Here is a 19,185-nt window from a genome sequence, read left to right as displayed (position 1 = left end):
TTTTGACCACCGGAGCGGGCAGTTCGGGTCCAGGTATCGAGTTGTTGCTGGGCCGCGACCATCTGGTGGAAAAAATGCGCCGCTTCATCGCGATTTACGAAAAAACGCTCAAAGAACAGATCACGAATATCGCGCGCATCGACCTGCGTTATTCCAACGGCCTGGCCGTTGGATGGCGTGAGCAGGCAGCGCCTACGACGGACAAACCCGCCGTCGCGAAGAATTGATAAGAGGCAGGACAATGGCAAACGTGCAAAGCGGGAAAATGATCGTCGGTTTGGATATCGGCACCTCCAAGGTGGTAGCGCTGGTGGGCGAAGTCGGGGCCGATGGGACCCTGGAAATCGTCGGCATCGGCACGCACCCTTCCCGCGGCCTGAAAAAGGGCGTGGTGGTGAATATCGAGTCCACCGTGCAGTCGATCCAGCGCGCGATTGAAGAAGCTCAACTGATGGCGGGCTGCCGTATTCACTCGGCTTTTGTCGGCGTGGCGGGTAATCATATTCGCAGCCTGAATTCCCACGGCATCGTAGCGATCCGCGACCGTGAAGTCAGCATGGCCGACCTTGAGCGTGTGCTCGATGCGGCCCAGGCCGTGGCCATCCCAGCAGATCAGCGGGTGCTCCACACCTTGCCGCAGGACTATGTGATCGACAACCAGGAAGGCGTTCGTGAGCCTCTGGGCATGTCGGGCGTGCGTCTGGAAGCCAAGGTTCACGTGGTGACCTGTGCCGTCAACGCTGCGCAGAACATTGAGAAATGTGTGCGCCGTTGCGGTCTTGAAATCGACGACATCATCCTTGAACAGTTGGCGTCCGCGTATTCAGTGCTGACTGACGACGAGAAAGAGCTGGGCGTTTGCCTGGTGGATATCGGCGGCGGCACTACTGACATCGCGATCTTTACTGAAGGCGCTATCCGGCACACAGCAGTGATTCCGATTGCGGGCGATCAGGTAACCAACGACATCGCGATGGCGCTGCGTACACCGACTCAGTACGCCGAAGAAATCAAGATTCGCTACGCCTGTGCCCTCGCCAAACTGGCCGGTGCCGGTGAAACCATCAAAGTGCCAAGCGTTGGCGACCGTCCACCGCGTGAGTTGTCGCGTCAGGCGCTGGCTGAAGTGGTTGAGCCGCGTTACGACGAGCTGTTCACCTTGATTCAGGCTGAGCTGCGTCGCAGCGGTTACGAAGATTTGATCCCGGCCGGCATCGTGCTGACCGGTGGCACATCGAAGATGGAAGGCGCCATTGAGTTGGCCGAAGAAATCTTCCACATGCCGGTACGCCTGGGCGTACCGCACAGCGTTAAAGGGCTCGCCGATGTCGTGCGTAACCCGATTTATTCCACCGGTGTGGGGCTATTGCTGTACGGGCTGCAAAAGCAATCCGACGGCATTTCATTGTCCGGCATCAGTAGCAGCAACAGCAGCTACAACAGCGATGAACCTAAAGCTCCAGTGCTTGAACGCCTTAAGCGCTGGGTGCAGGGCAATTTCTAAGTTTCAAAGCGGTAGTAGTAGGCGGCAGTAGGCAAAAAACTAGAGAAAATGAAAGGAGAGGGAAAATGTTCGAACTCGTAGACAATGTCCCGCAGAGCCCGGTAATCAAAGTTATCGGTGTGGGTGGCGGTGGTGGCAATGCTGTTAACCACATGGTTAAGAGCAACATCGAAGGCGTGGAATTCATCTGCGCCAACACTGACGCGCAAGCCCTGAAAAGCATTGGCGCACGGACTATCCTGCAATTGGGCACTGGCGTGACCAAGGGCCTGGGTGCTGGTGCAAATCCTGAAGTAGGTCGTCAGGCTGCACTGGAAGACCGTGAGCGTATTGCTGAAGTGCTGCAAGGCACAAACATGGTGTTCATCACCACCGGCATGGGCGGCGGTACCGGTACCGGTGCGGCGCCAATCATCGCCGAAGTGGCCAAGGAAATGGGTATTCTGACTGTCGCCGTTGTGACACGTCCGTTCCCGTTCGAAGGCCGCAAGCGCATGCAGATCGCCGATGAAGGCATCCGCTTGCTCTCGGAAAGCGTTGACTCGTTGATCACCATTCCTAACGAGAAGCTGCTGACCATCCTCGGTAAAGACGCCAGCTTGCTGTCGGCTTTCGCCAAGGCAGACGATGTACTGGCCGGTGCCGTTCGCGGTATCTCCGACATCATCAAGCGTCCGGGCATGATCAACGTCGACTTTGCCGACGTGCGCACCGTGATGAGCGAAATGGGTATGGCGATGATGGGCACTGGCTGCGCCACTGGTCCTAACCGTGCACGTGAAGCGACTGAAGCAGCTATCCGCAACCCGCTGCTTGAAGACGTCAACCTGCAAGGCGCGCGCGGTATTCTGGTAAACATCACTGCCGGTCCTGACCTGTCTCTGGGTGAGTATTCGGACGTGGGTAGCATCATCGAAGCGTTCGCTTCCGAGCACGCCATGGTCAAGGTCGGTACTGTTATCGATCCGGACATGCGTGACGAGTTGCACGTGACCGTGGTTGCTACAGGTCTGGGGGCAAAAATCGAGAAGCCTGTGAAGGTCATCGACAACACCCTGCAACCGTCGCAGCATGTTTCGGCACAACCTTCTGCTCGTCAGGAGATGCCGGCAGTAAACTACCGCGATCTAGACCGTCCAACCGTGATGCGCAACCAGGCTCACGCCGGTGCACAAGCTTCCGCGAAGATGAACTCTCACGACGATCTGGACTACCTGGATATCCCGGCATTCCTCCGTCGTCAGGCTGATTAATGAAATGTATCAGGGGTATTAGGGTGATTGGTGTTCAGCAAAGGTCTGGTCTGCTATTATCGCCAGCCTTTGTTGATACCAGTTCGCAACTTGCGCTGAAGCGGCCAATGCCATGATAAAACAACGCACCCTGAAAAATATTATCCGTGCCACAGGTGTAGGCCTGCACTCCGGGGAGAAGGTTTACCTGACCCTCAAGCCCGCACCTGTGAATACCGGCATCGTGTTTTGTCGTGCCGACCTCGACCCTATGGTGCAGATTGCTGCCCGTGCGGAAAACGTCGGTGACACCACCCTGTCGACCACATTGGTCAGCGGGGACACTAAGGTGGACACGGTAGAGCACTTGCTTTCGGCCATGGCTGGCCTGGGCATCGATAACGCCTACGTCGAACTCTCCGCCTCCGAAGTTCCGATCATGGATGGTAGCGCAGGACCCTTCGTATTCCTGATTCAATCTGCCGGCCTGGAAGAACAGGACGCAGCCAAGAAATTCATCCGTATCCTGAAAGAAGTCACAGTGGAGGAGGGCGGTAAACGCGCTACTTTCCTGCCTTTCGAAGGCTTTAAGGTGAGTTTCGAGATCGATTTTGATCACCCGGTTTTCCGTAACCGTACACAAAGCGCAACCGTGGATTTTTCGAGTACTTCTTTTGTTAAAGAAGTCAGCCGCGCACGTACCTTTGGTTTCATGAGTGATATCGAGTACCTGCGCAAGCACAACCTCGCACTCGGCGGTAGCGTAGAAAATGCCATCGTGGTCGATAAGGACGGCGTGCTGAACGAAGATGGCCTGCGGTATGAGGACGAATTCGTCAAACACAAAATTCTGGATGCAATCGGCGATCTTTACCTTCTGGGTAATAGCCTGATAGGCGAGTTCCGAGGCTTCAAGTCCGGGCATGCATTGAACAACGTCCTGCTCCGCGCGTTAATTGCGCAGACAGACGCTTGGGAAATTGTGACCTTCGAAGATGCCAGCGCCGCACCGATCTCTTACATGCGTCCTGTAGCGGCCGTATAGTTTTGTAACTCTCTTTTCTAGTTTTGGGGCTGCCTTCGGGTGGCCTTTTTTTATGGGTGCTAATCCAGTCCAGTCAATCATCGCGATCGGTTTTCGGCTTTCCATGACTCGCCAATCGTTCCAGCGCGGCCTTCAACTTCGGGTCAGTAATGCCTTCCGCCGTCGCCTGAATGCTTTCAGCCGCAACCACGGAAAGACTAATCGTATGGCCAGCAGCGCCTTGTTGCACGGTGGGAGGCTGTACCTTAAACAGGATGCGCGTCAGGTTGGCGAACTCGTCAAAAGCCACAAGCTGTCGTTGCAGGCGTTTTTGTTGGTAGCGCAATCGGGTTGCCCAATGGCCGTCGGTCACGATCAACAGCAAGCTGCCTTCGCGCCAGGAGGCAACGTGGCAATGTTCGCGCGCGGCCGGTTGCAGTTGGCTTTCGAGCAGGCGCTGCAGATGGCCAAGGCGTTGAGCGTGGTGGAATATGGCTTTGAGCGGTTTTGCTTCGCGAAGCAAAACGGCGGGTGCCCGGGCTATCAGGGGGCGAAATGCCATGGGGGACACCTTGAGTTACAGAGCGGCCATGTTAGCAGAAAGTGCCGGCGCAGCTCGGCTAGATGGGTTTTTACTTGGCTTTCAGCGGTGCTTTAATGTGTCACTTCATCCGCTCATGGGTTGAAGTCTGGCAATTCGACCCTATTGTAAAATCAGCCCCGTTACAGCGCTGCGCCAGCATCGTGGAATAACGCCACTTTCCTCACCACCGTTTCCGGGTAGAATGCTCGTTCGCATGCGGCCATGAGGGCTGCACGGGCGACTCACGGGGCCGCCCTCCATCCCTATGTGTGGAAGATCCTGTCGATATGTTTGCGCCTTTGTTAAAGAAACTTTTTGGAAGCAAGAATGAGCGTGAAGTTAAACGCATGCTCAAGACGGTTCAGTTCGTCAATGCATTCGAAGAGCAAATGGTGGCCCTTTCGGACGAGCAACTGCGAGCCAAGACCGAAGAGTTCAAGGCCCGCTTAGCCAAAGGTGAGACCCTCGATACCCTGCTGCCTGAAGCTTTTGCGGTTGCTCGCGAAGCCGGCAAGCGCGTCATGGGTATGCGCCACTTTGATGTTCAGTTGATCGGTGGCATTACCCTGCATGAAGGCATGATCGCCGAAATGCGCACGGGTGAAGGCAAGACTTTAGTCGCGACTTTGGCGGTTTACCTCAACGCTTTGTCTGGCAAAGGTGTGCACGTTGTTACCGTGAACGACTATTTGGCTCGTCGAGATGCCAACTGGATGCGTCCGCTGTACGAATTTCTCGGCCTGACCGTCGGCGTAGTCACGCCGTTCCAGCCGCCGGAAGAAAAGCGTGAAGCCTACGCGTCCGACATCACCTACGGTACGAACAACGAATTCGGTTTCGATTACCTGCGCGACAACATGGCTTTCAGCATGGAAGACAAGTTCCAGCGCGAGCTTAACTTCTCCGTAATCGACGAAGTCGACTCGATCCTGATCGACGAAGCGCGTACGCCGCTGATCATTTCGGGTCAGGCTGAAGACAGCTCCAAGCTGTACACCGAAATCAATAAGCTGATCCCTAATCTGGAACAGCACATCGAAGAAGTGGAAGGCGTTGTCACTAAAGCCGGGCACTTCACCGTTGACGAGAAAACCCGTCAGGTCGAGCTGAACGAAGCCGGTCACCAGTTCATCGAAGAGATGTTGACTGAAGTGGGCCTGTTGGCGGTCGGTGAAAGCCTTTACTCCGCGCACAACCTGGGTTTGTTGACCCACGTTTATGCCGGTCTGCGGGCGCACAAACTGTTCCATCGCAACGTCGAGTACATCGTTCAGGACGGTCAGATCCTGCTGGTCGATGAACACACCGGCCGTACTATGCCGGGTCGTCGTCTGTCCGAAGGCCTGCACCAGGCCATCGAAGCGAAGGAAATGCTGAACATTCAGGCCGAGAGCCAAACCCTGGCCTCGACCACGTTCCAGAACTACTTCCGCCTGTACAACAAACTGTCCGGCATGACCGGTACGGCCGACACCGAGGCGTTCGAGTTCCACCAGATCTACACCTTGTCCGTGACGGTCATTCCGCCGAACAAGCCATTGGCACGTAAAGATTTCAACGACCTGGTGTACCTGACGGCCGAAGAGAAATACGCGGCCATCGTGACCGACATCAAGGACAGCATGGCCCAGGGCCGTCCTGTTCTGGTGGGTACGGCGACTATCGAAACTTCTGAGCACATGTCTAATTTGCTCATCAAGGAAGGTATCGAACACAAGGTCCTGAACGCCAAATACCACGAAAAAGAAGCCGAAATTATTGCTCAGGCCGGTCGTCCGGGTGCTTTGACCATCGCCACCAACATGGCCGGTCGCGGTACTGACATCCTGTTGGGCGGTAACTGGGAAGTGGAAGTTGCAGCTCTGGAAGACCCTACGCCTGAGCAGATCGCACAGATCAAGGCTGACTGGCAGAAACGCCATCAGCAAGTGATCGAAGCGGGCGGCCTGCACGTGATTGCGTCCGAGCGTCATGAATCGCGTCGTATCGATAACCAGCTACGCGGTCGTGCCGGCCGTCAGGGTGACACCGGCTCCAGCCGTTTCTACCTGTCGCTGGAAGACAGCCTGATGCGCATCTTCGCCTCTGACCGGGTGAAGAACTTCATGAAAGCACTGGGCATGCAGTCCGGCGAAGCGATCGAGCACCGCATGGTGACCAACGCGATCGAAAAGGCGCAGCGCAAGGTTGAAGGCCGTAACTTCGACATTCGTAAGCAACTGCTCGAGTTCGATGACGTCTCCAACGAACAGCGGAAAGTGATCTACCACATGCGTAACAGCCTGCTGGCTGCGACCAACATTGGTGACACCATTGCCGACTTCCGTCTGGACGTTCTCAACAGCTTGGTCAGCCAGCACATTCCGCCTCAGTCGTTGCCTGAACAGTGGGACGTTGCGGGCCTGGAAGCTGCACTGAATACTGATTTTGGTGTGCAGTTGCCGATCCAGCAGTGGCTTGACGAAGACGATCACCTGTACGAAGAAACCTTGCGCGAGAAGCTCCTGCAAGAGCTTCTGGCGGCGTACAACGAAAAAGAAGAGCAAGCCAGTGCTGACGCGCTGCGCACGTTCGAGAAGCAGATCCTGTTGCGCGTTCTTGATGATTTGTGGAAAGACCACCTGTCGACCATGGACCACCTGCGTCACGGCATCCACTTGCGCGGTTATGCGCAGAAGAACCCGAAGCAGGAATACAAGCGCGAGTCGTTCACCCTGTTCCAGGAACTACTCGATTCGATCAAGCGCGACACCATTCGTGTGCTGTCCCACGTACAGGTTCGCCGCGAAGATCCGATCGAAGAAGAAGCCCGTATGCGCCAGGATGCTGAAGAGCTGGCCCAGCGCATGCAGTTCGAGCACGCCGCAGCACCGGGTCTTGACGCGCCACAGGCGCTGATGGAAGAAGAGGGTGGAGAGGTTGCTGTTGCTGCCGTGCCGGTTCGTAACGACCAAAAGCAGGGTCGTAACGAACTGTGCTGGTGTGGTTCAGGCAAGAAGTTCAAGCACTGCCATGGCAAGATCGACTAAGTTCAGCTTGGCGCTGTTTAGGTGAAACATCCGCGCCGCGACCGGCATTAGCCGTCGCGGCGTTTTTCAATTGATTGGGCCGTACCCAAACGGGCGGCACAGATAGCTTTCAAGGAGCATTTAATGGCTGTTGGTCTTGGTCCTTTGCCGACATTGCACCCGGTTGCTGGTTTCGAACTGGGCATCGCGTCCGCCGGTATCAAACGCCCGGGGCGCAAAGACGTCGTGGTCATGCGATGCGCTGAAGGCTCTCGTGTTGCCGGCGTGTTTACCCTGAACGCCTTTTGTGCCGCCCCAGTGATCCTGGCCAAGCAACGTTTTGAAGGCCCGGTGCGCTATTTGCTGACCAATACCGGCAACGCCAACGCGGGCACCGGTGAGCCCGGCCTTGCTGCGGCGGTGCGGACCTGCGCGAAGTTGGCTGAGTTGGCTGGGGTCGATGCTCATGCGGTGCTGCCGTATTCCACCGGGGTGATTGGCGAGCCATTGCCAGTTGAAAAGATCGAAAGCGCACTGCAAGCTGCGCTGGATGATTTGTCGGTTGATAACTGGGCGGCTGCGGCCACCGGGATCATGACCACCGACACCTTGCCAAAGGGCGCAAGCCGCCAATTCCAGCACGATGGCGTGACGATTACCGTCACCGGCATCAGCAAGGGCGCAGGCATGATTCGCCCGAACATGGCGACCATGCTGGGTTACATCGCCACCGACGCCAAGGTCGCGCGGAACGTGTTGCAAGACCTGCTGCTGGACGGCGCCAATAAGTCATTCAACCGCATCACCATCGACGGTGATACCTCGACTAACGACTGCTGCATGCTGATCGCCACCGGCAAAGCAGCGCTGCCGGAAATCACGGAAGCCAAAGGCCCGTTGTTCGCCGCGCTCAAGCAAGCCGTTTTTGACGTATGCATGGAAGTGGCCCAAGCCATCGTGCGCGACGGCGAAGGCGCCACCAAGTTCGTGACAGTCGAAGTCAACGGCGGTGGTAATCATCAAGAATGCCTGGACGTTGGTTACGCCGTGGCGCATTCGCCGTTGATCAAGACTGCACTGTTCGCCTCCGATCCGAATTGGGGGCGCATCCTGGCCGCTGTCGGTCGCGCCGGTGTTCCGAATCTGGACGTCAGCAAAATAGATGTATTCCTCGGTTCCGTGTGCATCGCCAGCCAAGGCTGCCGTGCGACCACTTACACCGAAGAACAAGGTTCGGCAGTCATGGCAGAGGCGGAGATCACTATTCGCATCGAATTGGGCCGTGGTGACTGCCGCGAAACCATTTGGACCACCGACCTGTCGCATGAGTATGTGAAGATCAACGCGGAATACCGGACATGAGCCTGCACCTGATCATTGGCGACAAACGCTTCTCCTCTTGGTCCTTGCGCCCTTGGCTGGCGTTGGACATGGCCGGGGCGGCGTTTACTGAACAGGTAATCTTGCTTAATCAACCGGACACGCTGCAGAACATTCTGCAACACGGTCCGACGGGTAAAGTCCCGTTGTTGAAGACCGAACACGGCACCATTGCCGACTCACTGGCGATCGTTGAGTACTTGGCAGAACGTTTTCCTGAGGCGCATCTCTGGCCGGAACAAATAGCTCCTCGTGCTCAGGCGCGCTCGGCGTGCGCGCAGATGCACAGCGGTTTTGCCAGTCTGCGTTCCCACATGGGCTTCGATTTGCGCCGTGATCAAGCGCTTGAGGTTATTCCGGTCGACGTCCAGTTCGACATTGACCGTGTTGTCGCGCTGTGGGCTGAATGCCGTGCAGCGGCCGCCGAGAGTGGTCCTTATCTGTTCGGTCGGCTCAGCTTGGCTGACGCGTTCTTTGCGCCGGTGGCGGTGCGACTGCGTACCCATCGTGTGTCCTTGCCGGCTGAAGCGGCGGCATACGTGGAAACCATTTATAAATGGCCCGCGTTTCGACGCTGGCAAAAAGCAGGTTTAGAGGAAGTGGTTCGGTGAAACGACTTCATGTAGCGGCTGCGGTTATTCGCGGCAACGACGGCAAAATCCTCATCGCTAGACGTGCGGGCACTGCGCACCAGGGGGGATTGTGGGAGTTTCCGGGTGGCAAGGTCGAAGCCGGGGAAACTGTTGAGACTGCGTTAGCCCGTGAACTCCAGGAAGAGCTGGGCATTGTCGTGACCGCTGCGCGTCCGCTGATCAAGGTTCAGCACGATTACCCGGACAAACAAGTATTGCTGGATGTCTGGGACGTGTCAGCGTTTAACGGCGTTCCCCACGGCGCGGAAGGTCAACCGCTGGCATGGGTGACGACCAAAGAGCTGGCGGATTATGATTTTCCCGCTGCCAACCAACCTATCGTTGCCGCTGCGCGCTTGCCTGATCGCTATCTGATCACCCCAGAGGGGCTGGACACGCCTGAGCTATTGCGTGGATTGCAGAAGGCTATCGCAGGCGGTATCAAGCTGGTGCAGTTGCGAGCCCCCAACGGTTACAACCCGCAATACCGCGATCTGGCAGTGGATGCAGTCGGTCTGTGCGCTGGCAAGGCGCAGTTGATGCTTAAGGGTCCGTTAGAGTGGCTGGGAGACTTCCCTGCGGCAGGTTGGCACCTCACGGCTGCACAGCTGCGCAAACTGGCGAGCAATGGCCGCCCGTTCCCTCAGGAACGCTGGTTGGCCGCGTCTTGCCACAACGCCGAAGAGTTGGCGTTGGCTGAGCTGATGGGCGTCGACTTCGTGACCTTGTCTCCAGTACAGCCGACCAAGACCCATCCGGACGCGTCGCCGTTGGGCTGGGAGCCGGCTTCGCACTTGATCGCAGGGTTCAACAAGCCCGTATTTCTGCTCGGCGGAGTGGGTGGCGATGATCGCCAACGGGCGTGGGAAAATGGTGCGCAAGGTGTGGCAGGGATTCGAGCGTTTTGGCCTGAGGTTTAGTCGGTTTACCTAAAGAACTTCGCGCGCTCCTACAGGGGATCTCGCACTTTCTGTGGGAGCGAATTCATTCGCGAAGCGGCTTCGCCGCAGCCTGCCATAAAATCTCGGCAATCCCTTGCCGCTTCGCGATCAATCGCGCAGCGACGAACAGCAGATCAGATAACCGGTTGATGTACGCCAAACCAACACCTGTCAGTGGCTCAGCCGCATTCAGGTGCTGGCAACGGCGCTCTGCACTGCGCGCCAGGCTACGGCAAACGTGCGCTTGTGCGATCAGCGCCGAGCCACCTGGCAAGATGAAGTTTTCAAGCGGCCCCAACTCTTCGTTCCACAGGTCAATAGCGGCTTCCAGTCGCTCTATCTCGGCGTTGTTCAGCGCCTTATAAACCGGCATCGCCAGCTCTCCACCCAAGTCGAACAAACGATGCTGGCAGGGTGTCAGCACCTCGATCAGTTCGCTCAAACCTGGACAGCGTGCAACCTCTTCGTTTAGTCCAGCCAAAAGCAAACCCACTTGGCTGTTCAGCGTATCCACTTCACCAATGGCTTCTATTCGAGGATGGTCTTTAGGCACGCGGCGCCCGTCACCCAGCCCTGTCTCGCCAGTGTCGCCGGTGCGCGTGTAGATTTTTGAAAGACGAAAGCCCATGCCTATAACTCCGAAAGATTTTGTTCCACGGCATTGACCGTGCTGCCCGCCAACGGCAGGCGCAACGTGAAGCACGTGCCCTGACCGGGGGTGGAATGCACTTCCATCTGACCTTTGTGGTTGTTAGTGATAATAAAATACGACACCGAGAGCCCGAGCCCTGTGCCCTGACCGATTTCCTTGGTAGTAAAAAACGGTTCAAAAGTACGCTTGCGGACGTTTTCCGTCATCCCGACCCCGTTGTCCTCGACCTGGATCTCTGCCCACGGCGGGCTCAGCCGCGTGCGCAAAACGATGCGCCCTGGTTCGCCATCATCGGGCCGTTGATGGATGGCCTGGGCCGCATTTTTCAACAAGTTCAGGAGCACTTGCTCCAACTCGTTCGCGGTGCCCGGGACCGGTCCCAGGTTGGGATCAAACTGGCGGATTATAGCTTGGCCCTTGAAGTCGAAACCGATGGTCAGGTCAAAGTCATTGCTGGCGATTTCCACCGCCTGGTCAATTAGCGCCGGCAAGTCGCATGGGGCCATTTTTCGGTTGCTCAGCCGACTGAAATTCAGCATATGGCTGACAATCTTCGCTGCGCGTGCACCAGCCTGCTGAATACCCTCCAGCAGTTGTGGCACTTCACGGCCGAGCAGGTATTGATTGACCGTCTCCAGTTTGACGCCGACCAGCTCGGCTTGCTCAAGGTTCTTTGGCAGGTCCGGCGACAGGCGCCGACGAATGTTCTGCACGTTGTGCAGGATGGCACCCAAAGGGTTATTGATTTCATGGGCCATGCCTGCGGCCAGTCCGCCGACAGAGAGCATTTTCTCCGACTGCACCATCATGTCTTCCAGCGACAAACGTTGCGTGATGTCATCAATGCGGATCACCACCCCGCGACCGGCGCCACCGGTCAATGGATAGAAGGTCAGTGCGTACTGGTGAGGCGCATCGTCCTTGACCCAGGTCACGCGATCGATCTTGGTCACAATGTGCTGTTCTACCGTGTGTTTGATCTTCGGTAAAAATGCTTTCATCGGAGGGAACGCGAGAAAAATCGGCTGGTTTAGCGCTTCGTCCAATGTGGTGCCGGAGAGGGCGCTGGCCTCTTGGTTCCATTGAGTGACGTACAGCTGCTCATCCAGCGCAATCAATGCGGAAGGCATCGAGTCGATGATGCTGTTCAGGTAATTCTGAAACCCGGTGAGCTTCTTTTCGATTTTGCCGCGTACCTGCACTTCAAGCTCAAGCTTGCGGTTGGTATGACGGGCTTCTTCCGCCATGCCTTGGGCTTGTGAGTACGCTTCTTGGGAGTCATCGCGGGCACGCTTGAGTTGCTGTTCCCGGGCCTCAATGCGCGACAGCATGGTGTTGAACGCTTCCGCCAGGCTTCCAATCTCATCGTTGTTACCCGGTCCGGCCCGCAGTGCGTAGTCCTCTTCTCGAGTGACCTGCCGAGACAGTTCTTCCAGTTGATAAATAGGTTCGGTGATCAGCCGTCGAATCTGCCGGGCAACCACCAGCCAGAGCAGCACGCTAAATACCAAAATGCCGGCGCTGGCGGTAAAGGTGCCGGTGTAAAACGCGGTGGGCAGTTCGCTGCTGGCCACCAGCAACAAATGCCCTGATTCCTTGCCAGCCTTGGGGATCGAGATCAGTTGCGTGTTGCGGAACTCAATCAGGCGCCAGGTTTCGACATTCTTGAAGCGTTCGGGCAGCTTGAGTTTGTCCCCTTGTTGCAACTGGGCGAGTCGGTCGCCGTTGCTGTCATACACGGCCGCGGCGCGCAAAGGGCTGTAATTTTTCAGCTCCTTGAGCAGTGATTGGGCGTTATCGGCCGAGTTCAAGGCTTGGGCGGCGAGGTTGGGGTTACTGATCAACCGGCCTATGGTCTGCAGGGCCTGGGGCGCCATGCTTTCCTGTGAAATGTAATAGGCGGCGCTGATGAAGGTCAGGTTGGCCACCAATAGTACGGTGGTCAGCAAGACCAGCAGGGCTGCCAGAAGCTTCTGGCCCACCGGTAGGTTTTCTAGGCGTTGGCGCAAGCGCATCGGGCACAATCACATGCGATTAAAGAACCTGCAGGGTAACGCGCTGATTGCTCGCTGGGCAATCTGATCGCGCAGACGACCAAATCCGCATCCACCTCCTACAGGGTAGGTAGGCCACGGGCCTGCAGATGGCGGATCAACCGCGTCTGTAATTGGTTCATGTGGGGCATCGAACATCCATGACGCGCCGCTACCTCGCAGGCGTGCCCCAGCAGGTAGCTGATTTCGGTGCGTCGTCCGTTGGCAACATCCTGGTACATCGATGAGTAATTGGCTGATGTTGCTTGTATGACCCGTTCCACCTCGCTGTGCAGGTCCTGCGCCGCCGCCGGTTGTCCGCAACAGTTCAGCAGGTCAGTCAGTTCGGCGCACAGCGTCGCGACTTCGCAATGGTGCGCCTGCAAACCACCGTTGGTGCAATCGTGCAGTACCGTCAACGGGTTTATTGCGCAGTTCAGCGCCAGTTTGCGCCAGAGTCGAGTAAGGATGTCGGGCGTCCATTGATGAGGGATACCGCTGGCGACTAGCTCATCCAGCCACGGCGGTGGAGTCGGATCGCTGGCATCACCCAGCCACGTATAGCCGTGGCCGGCAAACACCACGCGCCAATCGGCATCGCGAAAGGCGCCTTCAGTGCTCGAAGCCGATATACACCGCGCCCGGGGGACTTTCGTCGCGACGGCGTCCTGGCTGCCGAGACCGTTCTGCAACAGGATTATCTCGGCATTGGCTGTCAGGCGCGGCGCCAGGCGTGCGATGGCAGCTTCAGCGTCGTAGGCCTTGCAGGCGACCAGCAAGCGCTCGATGGGCTCTTGCGCATCAACGGTTTGGGCGGGAATCGAAAAAAAATGGTGATGACCTTGCTCGACCAAGGTCAAACCGCCAGCGGCCTCATACGCCGCCAACCGTGCAGGGTCCCGCAGTATCAAGCGGACCGGTAAACCTGCGCGCGCCAATCGCGTGGCCCACAAACTGCCAAGACTGCCAGCGCCTAGCACATGCCATTGAGTGGACATCAGTCGATACCCGAAAAGAGCGCCAAGAACCCTGATGTGATGGAATCGATGTTCAACATGGCAGGCTCGCAGCGTGAGAGGGAAAAGTCTCGTTATAATAACCGCGCATTCATACCGTCAAGTCAGGCGTGCTCCATCTTCATACCGAGCCGCGCCATTTATCTGGAGAGATTACATGCCCTCGTTCGACGTAGTGTCCGAACTCGACAAACACGAAGTCACTAATGCCGTCGATAATGCCATCAAAGAGCTGGACCGTCGGTACGATCTCAAAGGCAAAGGCACTTTCGAGTTCAAGGAATTAACGGTCAACCTGACTGCTGAGGCGGACTTCCAGCTGGAAGCGATGGTCGAAATTCTTAAGTTATGCCTGATCAAACGCAAGATCGATGTGCAATGCCTTGAACTTAAGGACGCCTTCGCTTCAGGCAAGTTGATGAAGCAGGAAGCGACTCTCAAAGAGGGTATCGATAAAGAGATGGCGAAGAAAATTGTCGCGCATATCAAAGAAGCTAAATTGAAAGTGCAGGCCGCTATCCAAGGCGAGCAAGTGCGCGTCACCGGCAAAAAACGTGATGACTTGCAAGAAGCCATGGCCGTGCTGCGCGGTCACGATTTCGGTATGCCACTGCAATTCAACAACTTCCGCGACTAAGGAGAGATAAATGGATTTGAATAATCAGGTCGACAATCTGGTAAAGGTTTCCGAGTCTTGGTGGCCGTTGGTGTTGCAGTACGGCAGCCGCTTTTTGCTGGCAGTGGTTACGTTGGGCATTGGCTGGTGGCTGATCAATATGGTCACCCGCAAGTTGGGTAGCCTGTTGGCGCTGCGTAAAGCTGATTTGGCATTGCAGGGCTTTATCAGCAGCCTGGCAAACATCATTCTGAAGATTCTGTTGATCGTCAGCGTCGCTTCCATGATCGGTATCGAAACCACATCATTTGTTGCGGTGATCGGTGCGGCCGGCTTGGCCATTGGTTTGGCGTTGCAGGGCAGTCTGGCGAATTTCGCTGGGGGCGTGCTGATTTTGCTGTTCCGTCCATTTCGCATCGGTGACTGGATCGAAGCGCAAGGCATGAGCGGTACGGTCGATAACATCCAGATCTTCCACACTGTGGTGCGTACCGGCGACAACAAAACCGTGATTATTCCCAACGGTATTTTGTCGAACGGCATCATCACCAACACTAACCGTCAGTCCACCCGCAAAGTGGTATTTGACATTGGTGTTGAGCATGACGCCGACCTCAGGCAAGCACTGCAAGTGCTGTTGGAGATGGCGCAAGACCCACGTGTTTTGCTCGACCCTGCGCCAGACGCGGTAGTGGCTGCATTGGGCGACAACGCAATCACCTTGTCGCTACGGGTTTGGACCAAGACCGGTGACTACGGTAGCGTCGTTTCGCACTTCAACATCGAAGCTCGTGATCGGCTCAAGGCGGCGGATATCGCTATCCCTGCGCCGCAACGCATGATTCGTGTGATGCAGGAAGCGGCTGCTAAGTAAGACTGGCCGTTGGATAAAAATCCCTTCGCGAATAAATTCGCTCCCACAGGTTCAGCGACAATCTCTGTGGGAACGAATTTATTCGGGAAGGGTGCGGCGCGGTCTTAAGGCTGTTCGCTGACGCTTGTTTTAGTCCCGGGCACTGGTTGATCGGCCTTAATCGCCTCGGCCGCCTTGGTGCGGCGAGCCTCTTGGGACCAATGAATAGCGATCATTATCAGCGTCGGTATGCCCATCACTGCAGTGATCATGAAGAAGTTGTGGTACCCAAACCTCTCCACCATCACGCCTGAGTAACCGCCGATTAAGCGCGGCAGTAGCAGCATTATTGAGCTGAGTAAGGCGTACTGAGTGGCTGAGAACTTGAGGTTAGTCAGGCTCGACAGGTAGGCGACGAAAGCCGAAGTCGCCAACCCTGCACTGAAGTTGTCCAGCGAGATGGTCACGATCAGCATCTGCAGGTTCGGGCCCATGTCGGCGAGCATCAGGAACAGCAGGTTGGTAGCGGCCGACGCGGCCCCACCGACGAACAGTATCGGCAAAATGCCGAAACGCACGATCAACAACCCCCCGAAACCGGCGCCAAGCAGCGTCATGATCAAGCCAAAGAGTTTGCTGACACTGGCAATCTGGTCTTTGGTAAAGCCCTGATCAATGTAGAAAACGTTAGCCATGACGCCCATGACGGTGTCCGACATGCGGTACGTGGCGATCAATCCCAGCAGCAGGAATGCCTGCCAGCGGTAGCGTCGGATGAAGTCATTGACCGGCGTCAGCACTGGCGCCAGCCCGCGTCTGCCTAGGGATGACAGGCACAGCGTGGTCAGGACGGTGTAAAGGATCGCGCGCAGGAAGGCGCGGTCTTCCATCAGCAAAGCGGACCAGCTTTCGCCGTCGAACAACACGCTGGCGAAGTCGGTGTAGTAGAGCTGAGTAAACATCGCGGGCACAGAGACCAGCAAAATAATCAGGACGAACACCGACGCCAACTGGTGACTGAAGCCGTAGCGTGCGGCTGACAATTGAGTGCGCAACGGTACCGGTGATTCACGCATGATCAGCGTGGTGACCAGTGCAGGCAGCATCAGCAGGCCGAACAGAATGTAGGTGCCGGCCCAGGCCGAATGCTTATAGCTGAAGCCGGTTGAGCCAAAGCCCTCAGCGATATATAGCGCGCCGGCGGTGGCCAGCAGCGCGGCAATCCGGTACCCGGACATGTAGCTGGCGGCGAGGGCGGCCTGGCTGCTTTCTTCGGCGATTTCCAGACGATAGGCGTCGATGGCGATGTCTTGGGTCGCCGAAGAGAACGCGACCAGCACGGCGATGGCAATCAACCAGGAGAGGTGTTTTTGCGGGTCGCAAAACCCCATGCCGATCAAGCCGATCACCACAAAGGATTGCGCGAGCACCAGCCATGAACGCCGACGACCGAGCCGACCAAGAAATGGCAGGCGCCATTGGTCCAAAAGTGGTGACCAGACCCACTTGAAGGCGTAAGCCAAGCCAATCAGGCTGGCGTAACCGATGGTTTCACGGGCAACACCGGCTTCGCGGAGCCAGACCGACAACGTCGAAAACACCAGCATGTAAGGTAACCCTGCGGCGAATCCGAGCAATAACATCACAAACGCTGAAGGTGTGGAGTAAGCGGCGAGCGCGGCGCGCCAGGTTTTACGGGGCATGGGCTGAAGTCTGCCTCAGGTTGCGAAAACAAAGGGCGCACTCTAACCGCTGTGCTCTATCGGACGCCAGCCATGGCGTTGTATATCTACGCGATTATTCGACACAGTGATGCCTTCTGCCCTAAGACGGGCACGCTGTTCGTCGCCTGAAGCAGTCCCAGCAGGCAAACTGATTCTACCGCCAGCACCTAACACTCGGTGCCACGGCAGGGTGGTGTCGTGGGGTAATTGGCTTAACGTGCGTCCCACCCAGCGCGCGGCGCGTCCCAGCCCCGCCATCGCAGCTAACTCTCCATAACTGACGACCTTCCCCTCTGGAACCTGATGAAGGGTCAAATAGAGCGCCGTCCGCCGAATTTCGGCGGCAGAGGGGTGCGGGACATCGTCGGATGCGGTTGGGTGATCGGTCACAACGTTCGTCCTGTTGCATGGCGTTGGTCGGGTAATGGGGAACTCGAGGTAAAATCCAAGGTCTTTGGAGCAGATGTTGTCCTTGGGGGATGATGCCCGATTTATTGAAGTTTCGAGTATTGCGGACGTTTATGTTGTCGAGAACTTTGCTGTGCCTTGCTATTACCACTGCTTCTATGCCCCTTCTCGCAGACACTGTCTGGATGAAGAACGGTGACAAATTGACCGGTAAGATTTCTGTTTTCGATGGCGGCAAACTGTTATTACAGACCGACTATGGTGGCGCGATCACGCTCGACTGGAAGCAGGTCAAAACCCTGCAGAGCGATCAGCAGTTGCTAGTCAAACAAGATCAGTTCACGGGTGAAGTCGCCAAGTCATTGCAACCTGCCGAAGACGGCAAAGTGATTTTGGCCAATGGCGAGGCGCCCAAGACCGTCGAACTGGCCAGCATCCATCAGATTATGAAGCCTAAGCCGGTCATCACCGACCTGATCTGGAAAGGCAACGTCGACGCCGCGCTTGATTTTCAGCGGGCTCAGAACAACACAGACGATTACAATATCGCCTTCAAGACCTCGGCCCGCAATGGCTACTGGCGGCAAAACGCCAAGGGCGAGTACAACCGTGAGACACAAGACAACTTGGTCAGCACCAATAATTGGAGTGCTGAGTATTCCGTCGACCGCTTCCTGACTGAGAAATGGTTCTGGGAAGGTCGCGTAACCTACAAGCGAGATTTGGTCGAAGACCTGGCGCGCCAGCGCGTGGTCGGTACCGGCCCTGGCTATCAGTTCTGGGATGATGAACTCGGCGCGTTCTCGCTGGGTTCGCTGATCAACCGTACTGACTATCAATACTCAAACGGGTTGACAGACAATTTCTATTCAGCGGCCGTCAAGTGGGACTACAACCGCTTCTTGATCGGCAAGAAGGTAGAGTTTTTTACCAACGGCGAACTGGGTAAACCACTTAGTGGGGTGGCGGATTACAGCCTTGATACCGAAATCGGGCTCCGCTACAAGGTCACCGACTGGGCTTCGCTTAACCTGAAAGCCGAAAAAAACGTCATCAGCGGCGCGTCTGAAGGCGATCTGAACACAACTCGCTACACCGCAGGTTTCGGCGTGACCTGGTAACAAGCAGCACAAGCCATCTAGGTGGGAACGTGTTCGCCCCCACCTGGATTTCTGATCCTGTCAGGCGCGTGCGGTGTTAAATCCGCAATCCACCATCCAATTCCAGAATTCTGCCGCTGAAGTAATCATTTTCCAGAATATAAGCCGCTGAATGGGCAATTTCTTCTGGTTTGCCCATGCGCTTGAGCGGGATGCCGGCGGTCATTTTTTCCAGTGCTTCAGGTTTCATGCCCAGGGTCATTTCGGTTTCGATAAAACCCGGTGCGATGGCCGCAACCCGAATGCCATAGCGCGCCAACTCTTTAGCCCAGGTCACAGTCGCCGCTGCAACACCGGCTTTGGCTGCCGAATAGTTGCTCTGTCCGACATTGCCAGCGCGGGAGATTGAAGAAATGTTGATGATCGCGCCCTGATTCTTCAGTTCGATCATCTTCGCCGCCACTTCACGGGTGCACAGG

At 56.6% G+C, this 19,185-nt stretch carries 18 protein-coding genes; 11 read left to right on the top strand and 7 right to left on the bottom strand.

Annotated features, from left to right (window positions below; genetic code table 11):
* The 4 genes from M0974_RS00930 to lpxC all read left to right on the top strand — a co-directional run.
* Positions 1–227: cell division protein FtsQ/DivIB (locus M0974_RS00930; RefSeq protein ID WP_297831440.1), on the top strand; the 227-nt coding region annotated here is incomplete at its 5' end.
* Positions 228–241: 14 nt separating this feature from the next.
* Positions 242–1,504 carry a cell division protein FtsA gene (ftsA, locus tag M0974_RS00925; RefSeq protein ID WP_297831438.1) on the top strand — a complete coding sequence of 421 codons (1,263 nt, stop codon included), beginning with the start codon at positions 242–244 and terminating at the stop codon, positions 1,502–1,504.
* A gap of 65 nt (positions 1,505–1,569) precedes the next feature.
* Complete coding sequence (ftsZ, locus tag M0974_RS00920) at positions 1,570–2,757, top strand: cell division protein FtsZ (protein WP_297831435.1); 1,188 nt, start codon at positions 1,570–1,572, stop codon at positions 2,755–2,757.
* Between the two features lie 112 nt (positions 2,758–2,869).
* A complete protein-coding gene (gene lpxC, locus M0974_RS00915; RefSeq protein ID WP_297831432.1) occupies positions 2,870–3,781 on the top strand; it encodes a UDP-3-O-acyl-N-acetylglucosamine deacetylase in 912 nt (303 codons plus the stop codon).
* 73 nt (positions 3,782–3,854) lie between these two features.
* On the opposite strand, the gene M0974_RS00910 is transcribed toward lpxC, so the two are convergent.
* The gene (locus M0974_RS00910) at positions 3,855–4,322 is read right to left on the bottom strand and encodes a DUF721 domain-containing protein (RefSeq protein ID WP_297831429.1); all 468 of its coding nucleotides are present in this window, start codon (positions 4,320–4,322) and stop codon (positions 3,855–3,857) included.
* A gap of 308 nt (positions 4,323–4,630) precedes the next feature.
* Between M0974_RS00910 and secA the strand changes: the two genes are divergently transcribed.
* The 4 genes from secA to M0974_RS00890 all read left to right on the top strand — a co-directional run bounded on the left by secA (position 4,631) and on the right by M0974_RS00890 (position 10,283).
* Positions 4,631–7,372, top strand: a complete 2,742-nt coding sequence (gene secA, locus M0974_RS00905) for a preprotein translocase subunit SecA (protein WP_297831426.1) — start codon at positions 4,631–4,633, stop codon at positions 7,370–7,372.
* Positions 7,373–7,495: 123 nt separating this feature from the next.
* Positions 7,496–8,713: a bifunctional glutamate N-acetyltransferase/amino-acid acetyltransferase ArgJ gene (gene argJ, locus M0974_RS00900; RefSeq protein ID WP_297831423.1), complete on the top strand. Its 1,218-nt coding sequence runs from the start codon at positions 7,496–7,498 to the stop codon at positions 8,711–8,713.
* On the top strand, positions 8,710–9,342 hold the full coding sequence (locus tag M0974_RS00895) for a glutathione S-transferase family protein (RefSeq protein WP_297831420.1): 633 nt from the start codon (positions 8,710–8,712) through the stop codon (positions 9,340–9,342). Before argJ ends, M0974_RS00895 begins: the two co-directional genes overlap by 4 nt.
* Positions 9,339–10,283 carry a Nudix family hydrolase gene (locus M0974_RS00890; protein WP_297831417.1) on the top strand — a complete coding sequence of 315 codons (945 nt, stop codon included), beginning with the start codon at positions 9,339–9,341 and terminating at the stop codon, positions 10,281–10,283. The genes M0974_RS00895 and M0974_RS00890 overlap by 4 nt, the downstream gene beginning before the upstream one ends.
* A gap of 64 nt (positions 10,284–10,347) precedes the next feature.
* Here the strand turns inward: M0974_RS00890 and M0974_RS00885 are convergent, their stop codons facing one another.
* The 3 genes from M0974_RS00885 to M0974_RS00875 all read right to left on the bottom strand — a co-directional run bounded on the left by M0974_RS00885 (position 10,348) and on the right by M0974_RS00875 (position 13,987).
* The gene (locus M0974_RS00885) at positions 10,348–10,932 is read right to left on the bottom strand and encodes a cob(I)yrinic acid a,c-diamide adenosyltransferase (RefSeq protein ID WP_297831415.1); all 585 of its coding nucleotides are present in this window, start codon (positions 10,930–10,932) and stop codon (positions 10,348–10,350) included.
* Positions 10,933–10,934: 2 nt separating this feature from the next.
* The gene (locus tag M0974_RS00880; RefSeq protein ID WP_297831413.1) at positions 10,935–12,971 is read right to left on the bottom strand and encodes a sensor histidine kinase; all 2,037 of its coding nucleotides are present in this window, start codon (positions 12,969–12,971) and stop codon (positions 10,935–10,937) included.
* Between the two features lie 98 nt (positions 12,972–13,069).
* Positions 13,070–13,987 carry a putative 2-dehydropantoate 2-reductase gene (locus M0974_RS00875; RefSeq protein WP_297831411.1) on the bottom strand — a complete coding sequence of 306 codons (918 nt, stop codon included), beginning with the start codon at positions 13,985–13,987 and terminating at the stop codon, positions 13,070–13,072.
* A 175-nt stretch (positions 13,988–14,162) separates the two neighbouring features.
* Here M0974_RS00875 and M0974_RS00870 point away from each other — a divergent pair, with 175 nt between their 5' ends.
* Positions 14,163–14,642, top strand: coding sequence for a YajQ family cyclic di-GMP-binding protein (locus tag M0974_RS00870; protein WP_297831409.1), 480 nt, complete (start codon positions 14,163–14,165; stop codon positions 14,640–14,642).
* A 10-nt stretch (positions 14,643–14,652) separates the two neighbouring features.
* Positions 14,653–15,495, top strand: a complete 843-nt coding sequence (locus M0974_RS00865) for a mechanosensitive ion channel family protein (protein ID WP_297831407.1) — start codon at positions 14,653–14,655, stop codon at positions 15,493–15,495.
* A gap of 104 nt (positions 15,496–15,599) precedes the next feature.
* Here the strand turns inward: M0974_RS00865 and M0974_RS00860 are convergent, their stop codons facing one another.
* Together M0974_RS00860 and M0974_RS00855 are read right to left on the bottom strand one after the other, a co-directional pair.
* Positions 15,600–17,177 carry an AmpG family muropeptide MFS transporter gene (locus M0974_RS00860; protein WP_297831405.1) on the bottom strand — a complete coding sequence of 526 codons (1,578 nt, stop codon included), beginning with the start codon at positions 17,175–17,177 and terminating at the stop codon, positions 15,600–15,602.
* Positions 17,178–17,219: 42 nt separating this feature from the next.
* Positions 17,220–17,588: an MGMT family protein gene (locus M0974_RS00855; protein ID WP_297831403.1), complete on the bottom strand. Its 369-nt coding sequence runs from the start codon at positions 17,586–17,588 to the stop codon at positions 17,220–17,222.
* A 131-nt stretch (positions 17,589–17,719) separates the two neighbouring features.
* On the opposite strand from M0974_RS00855, the gene M0974_RS00850 reads away from it, so the two are divergent.
* Positions 17,720–18,727, top strand: coding sequence for a DUF481 domain-containing protein (locus M0974_RS00850; protein ID WP_297831402.1), 1,008 nt, complete (start codon positions 17,720–17,722; stop codon positions 18,725–18,727).
* Between the two features lie 76 nt (positions 18,728–18,803).
* Here M0974_RS00850 and M0974_RS00845 read toward each other — a convergent pair.
* A partial coding sequence (locus tag M0974_RS00845) for an SDR family oxidoreductase (RefSeq protein WP_297831400.1) occupies positions 18,804–19,185 on the bottom strand: 382 nt, incomplete at its 5' end.

This window comes from Pseudomonas sp. (assembly GCF_026224925.1).
Taxonomy (GTDB): domain Bacteria; phylum Pseudomonadota; class Gammaproteobacteria; order Pseudomonadales; family Pseudomonadaceae; genus Aquipseudomonas.
Note: the sequence above shows the minus strand (reverse complement) of the source record. Positions and strands in the feature narration are given on the sequence as shown.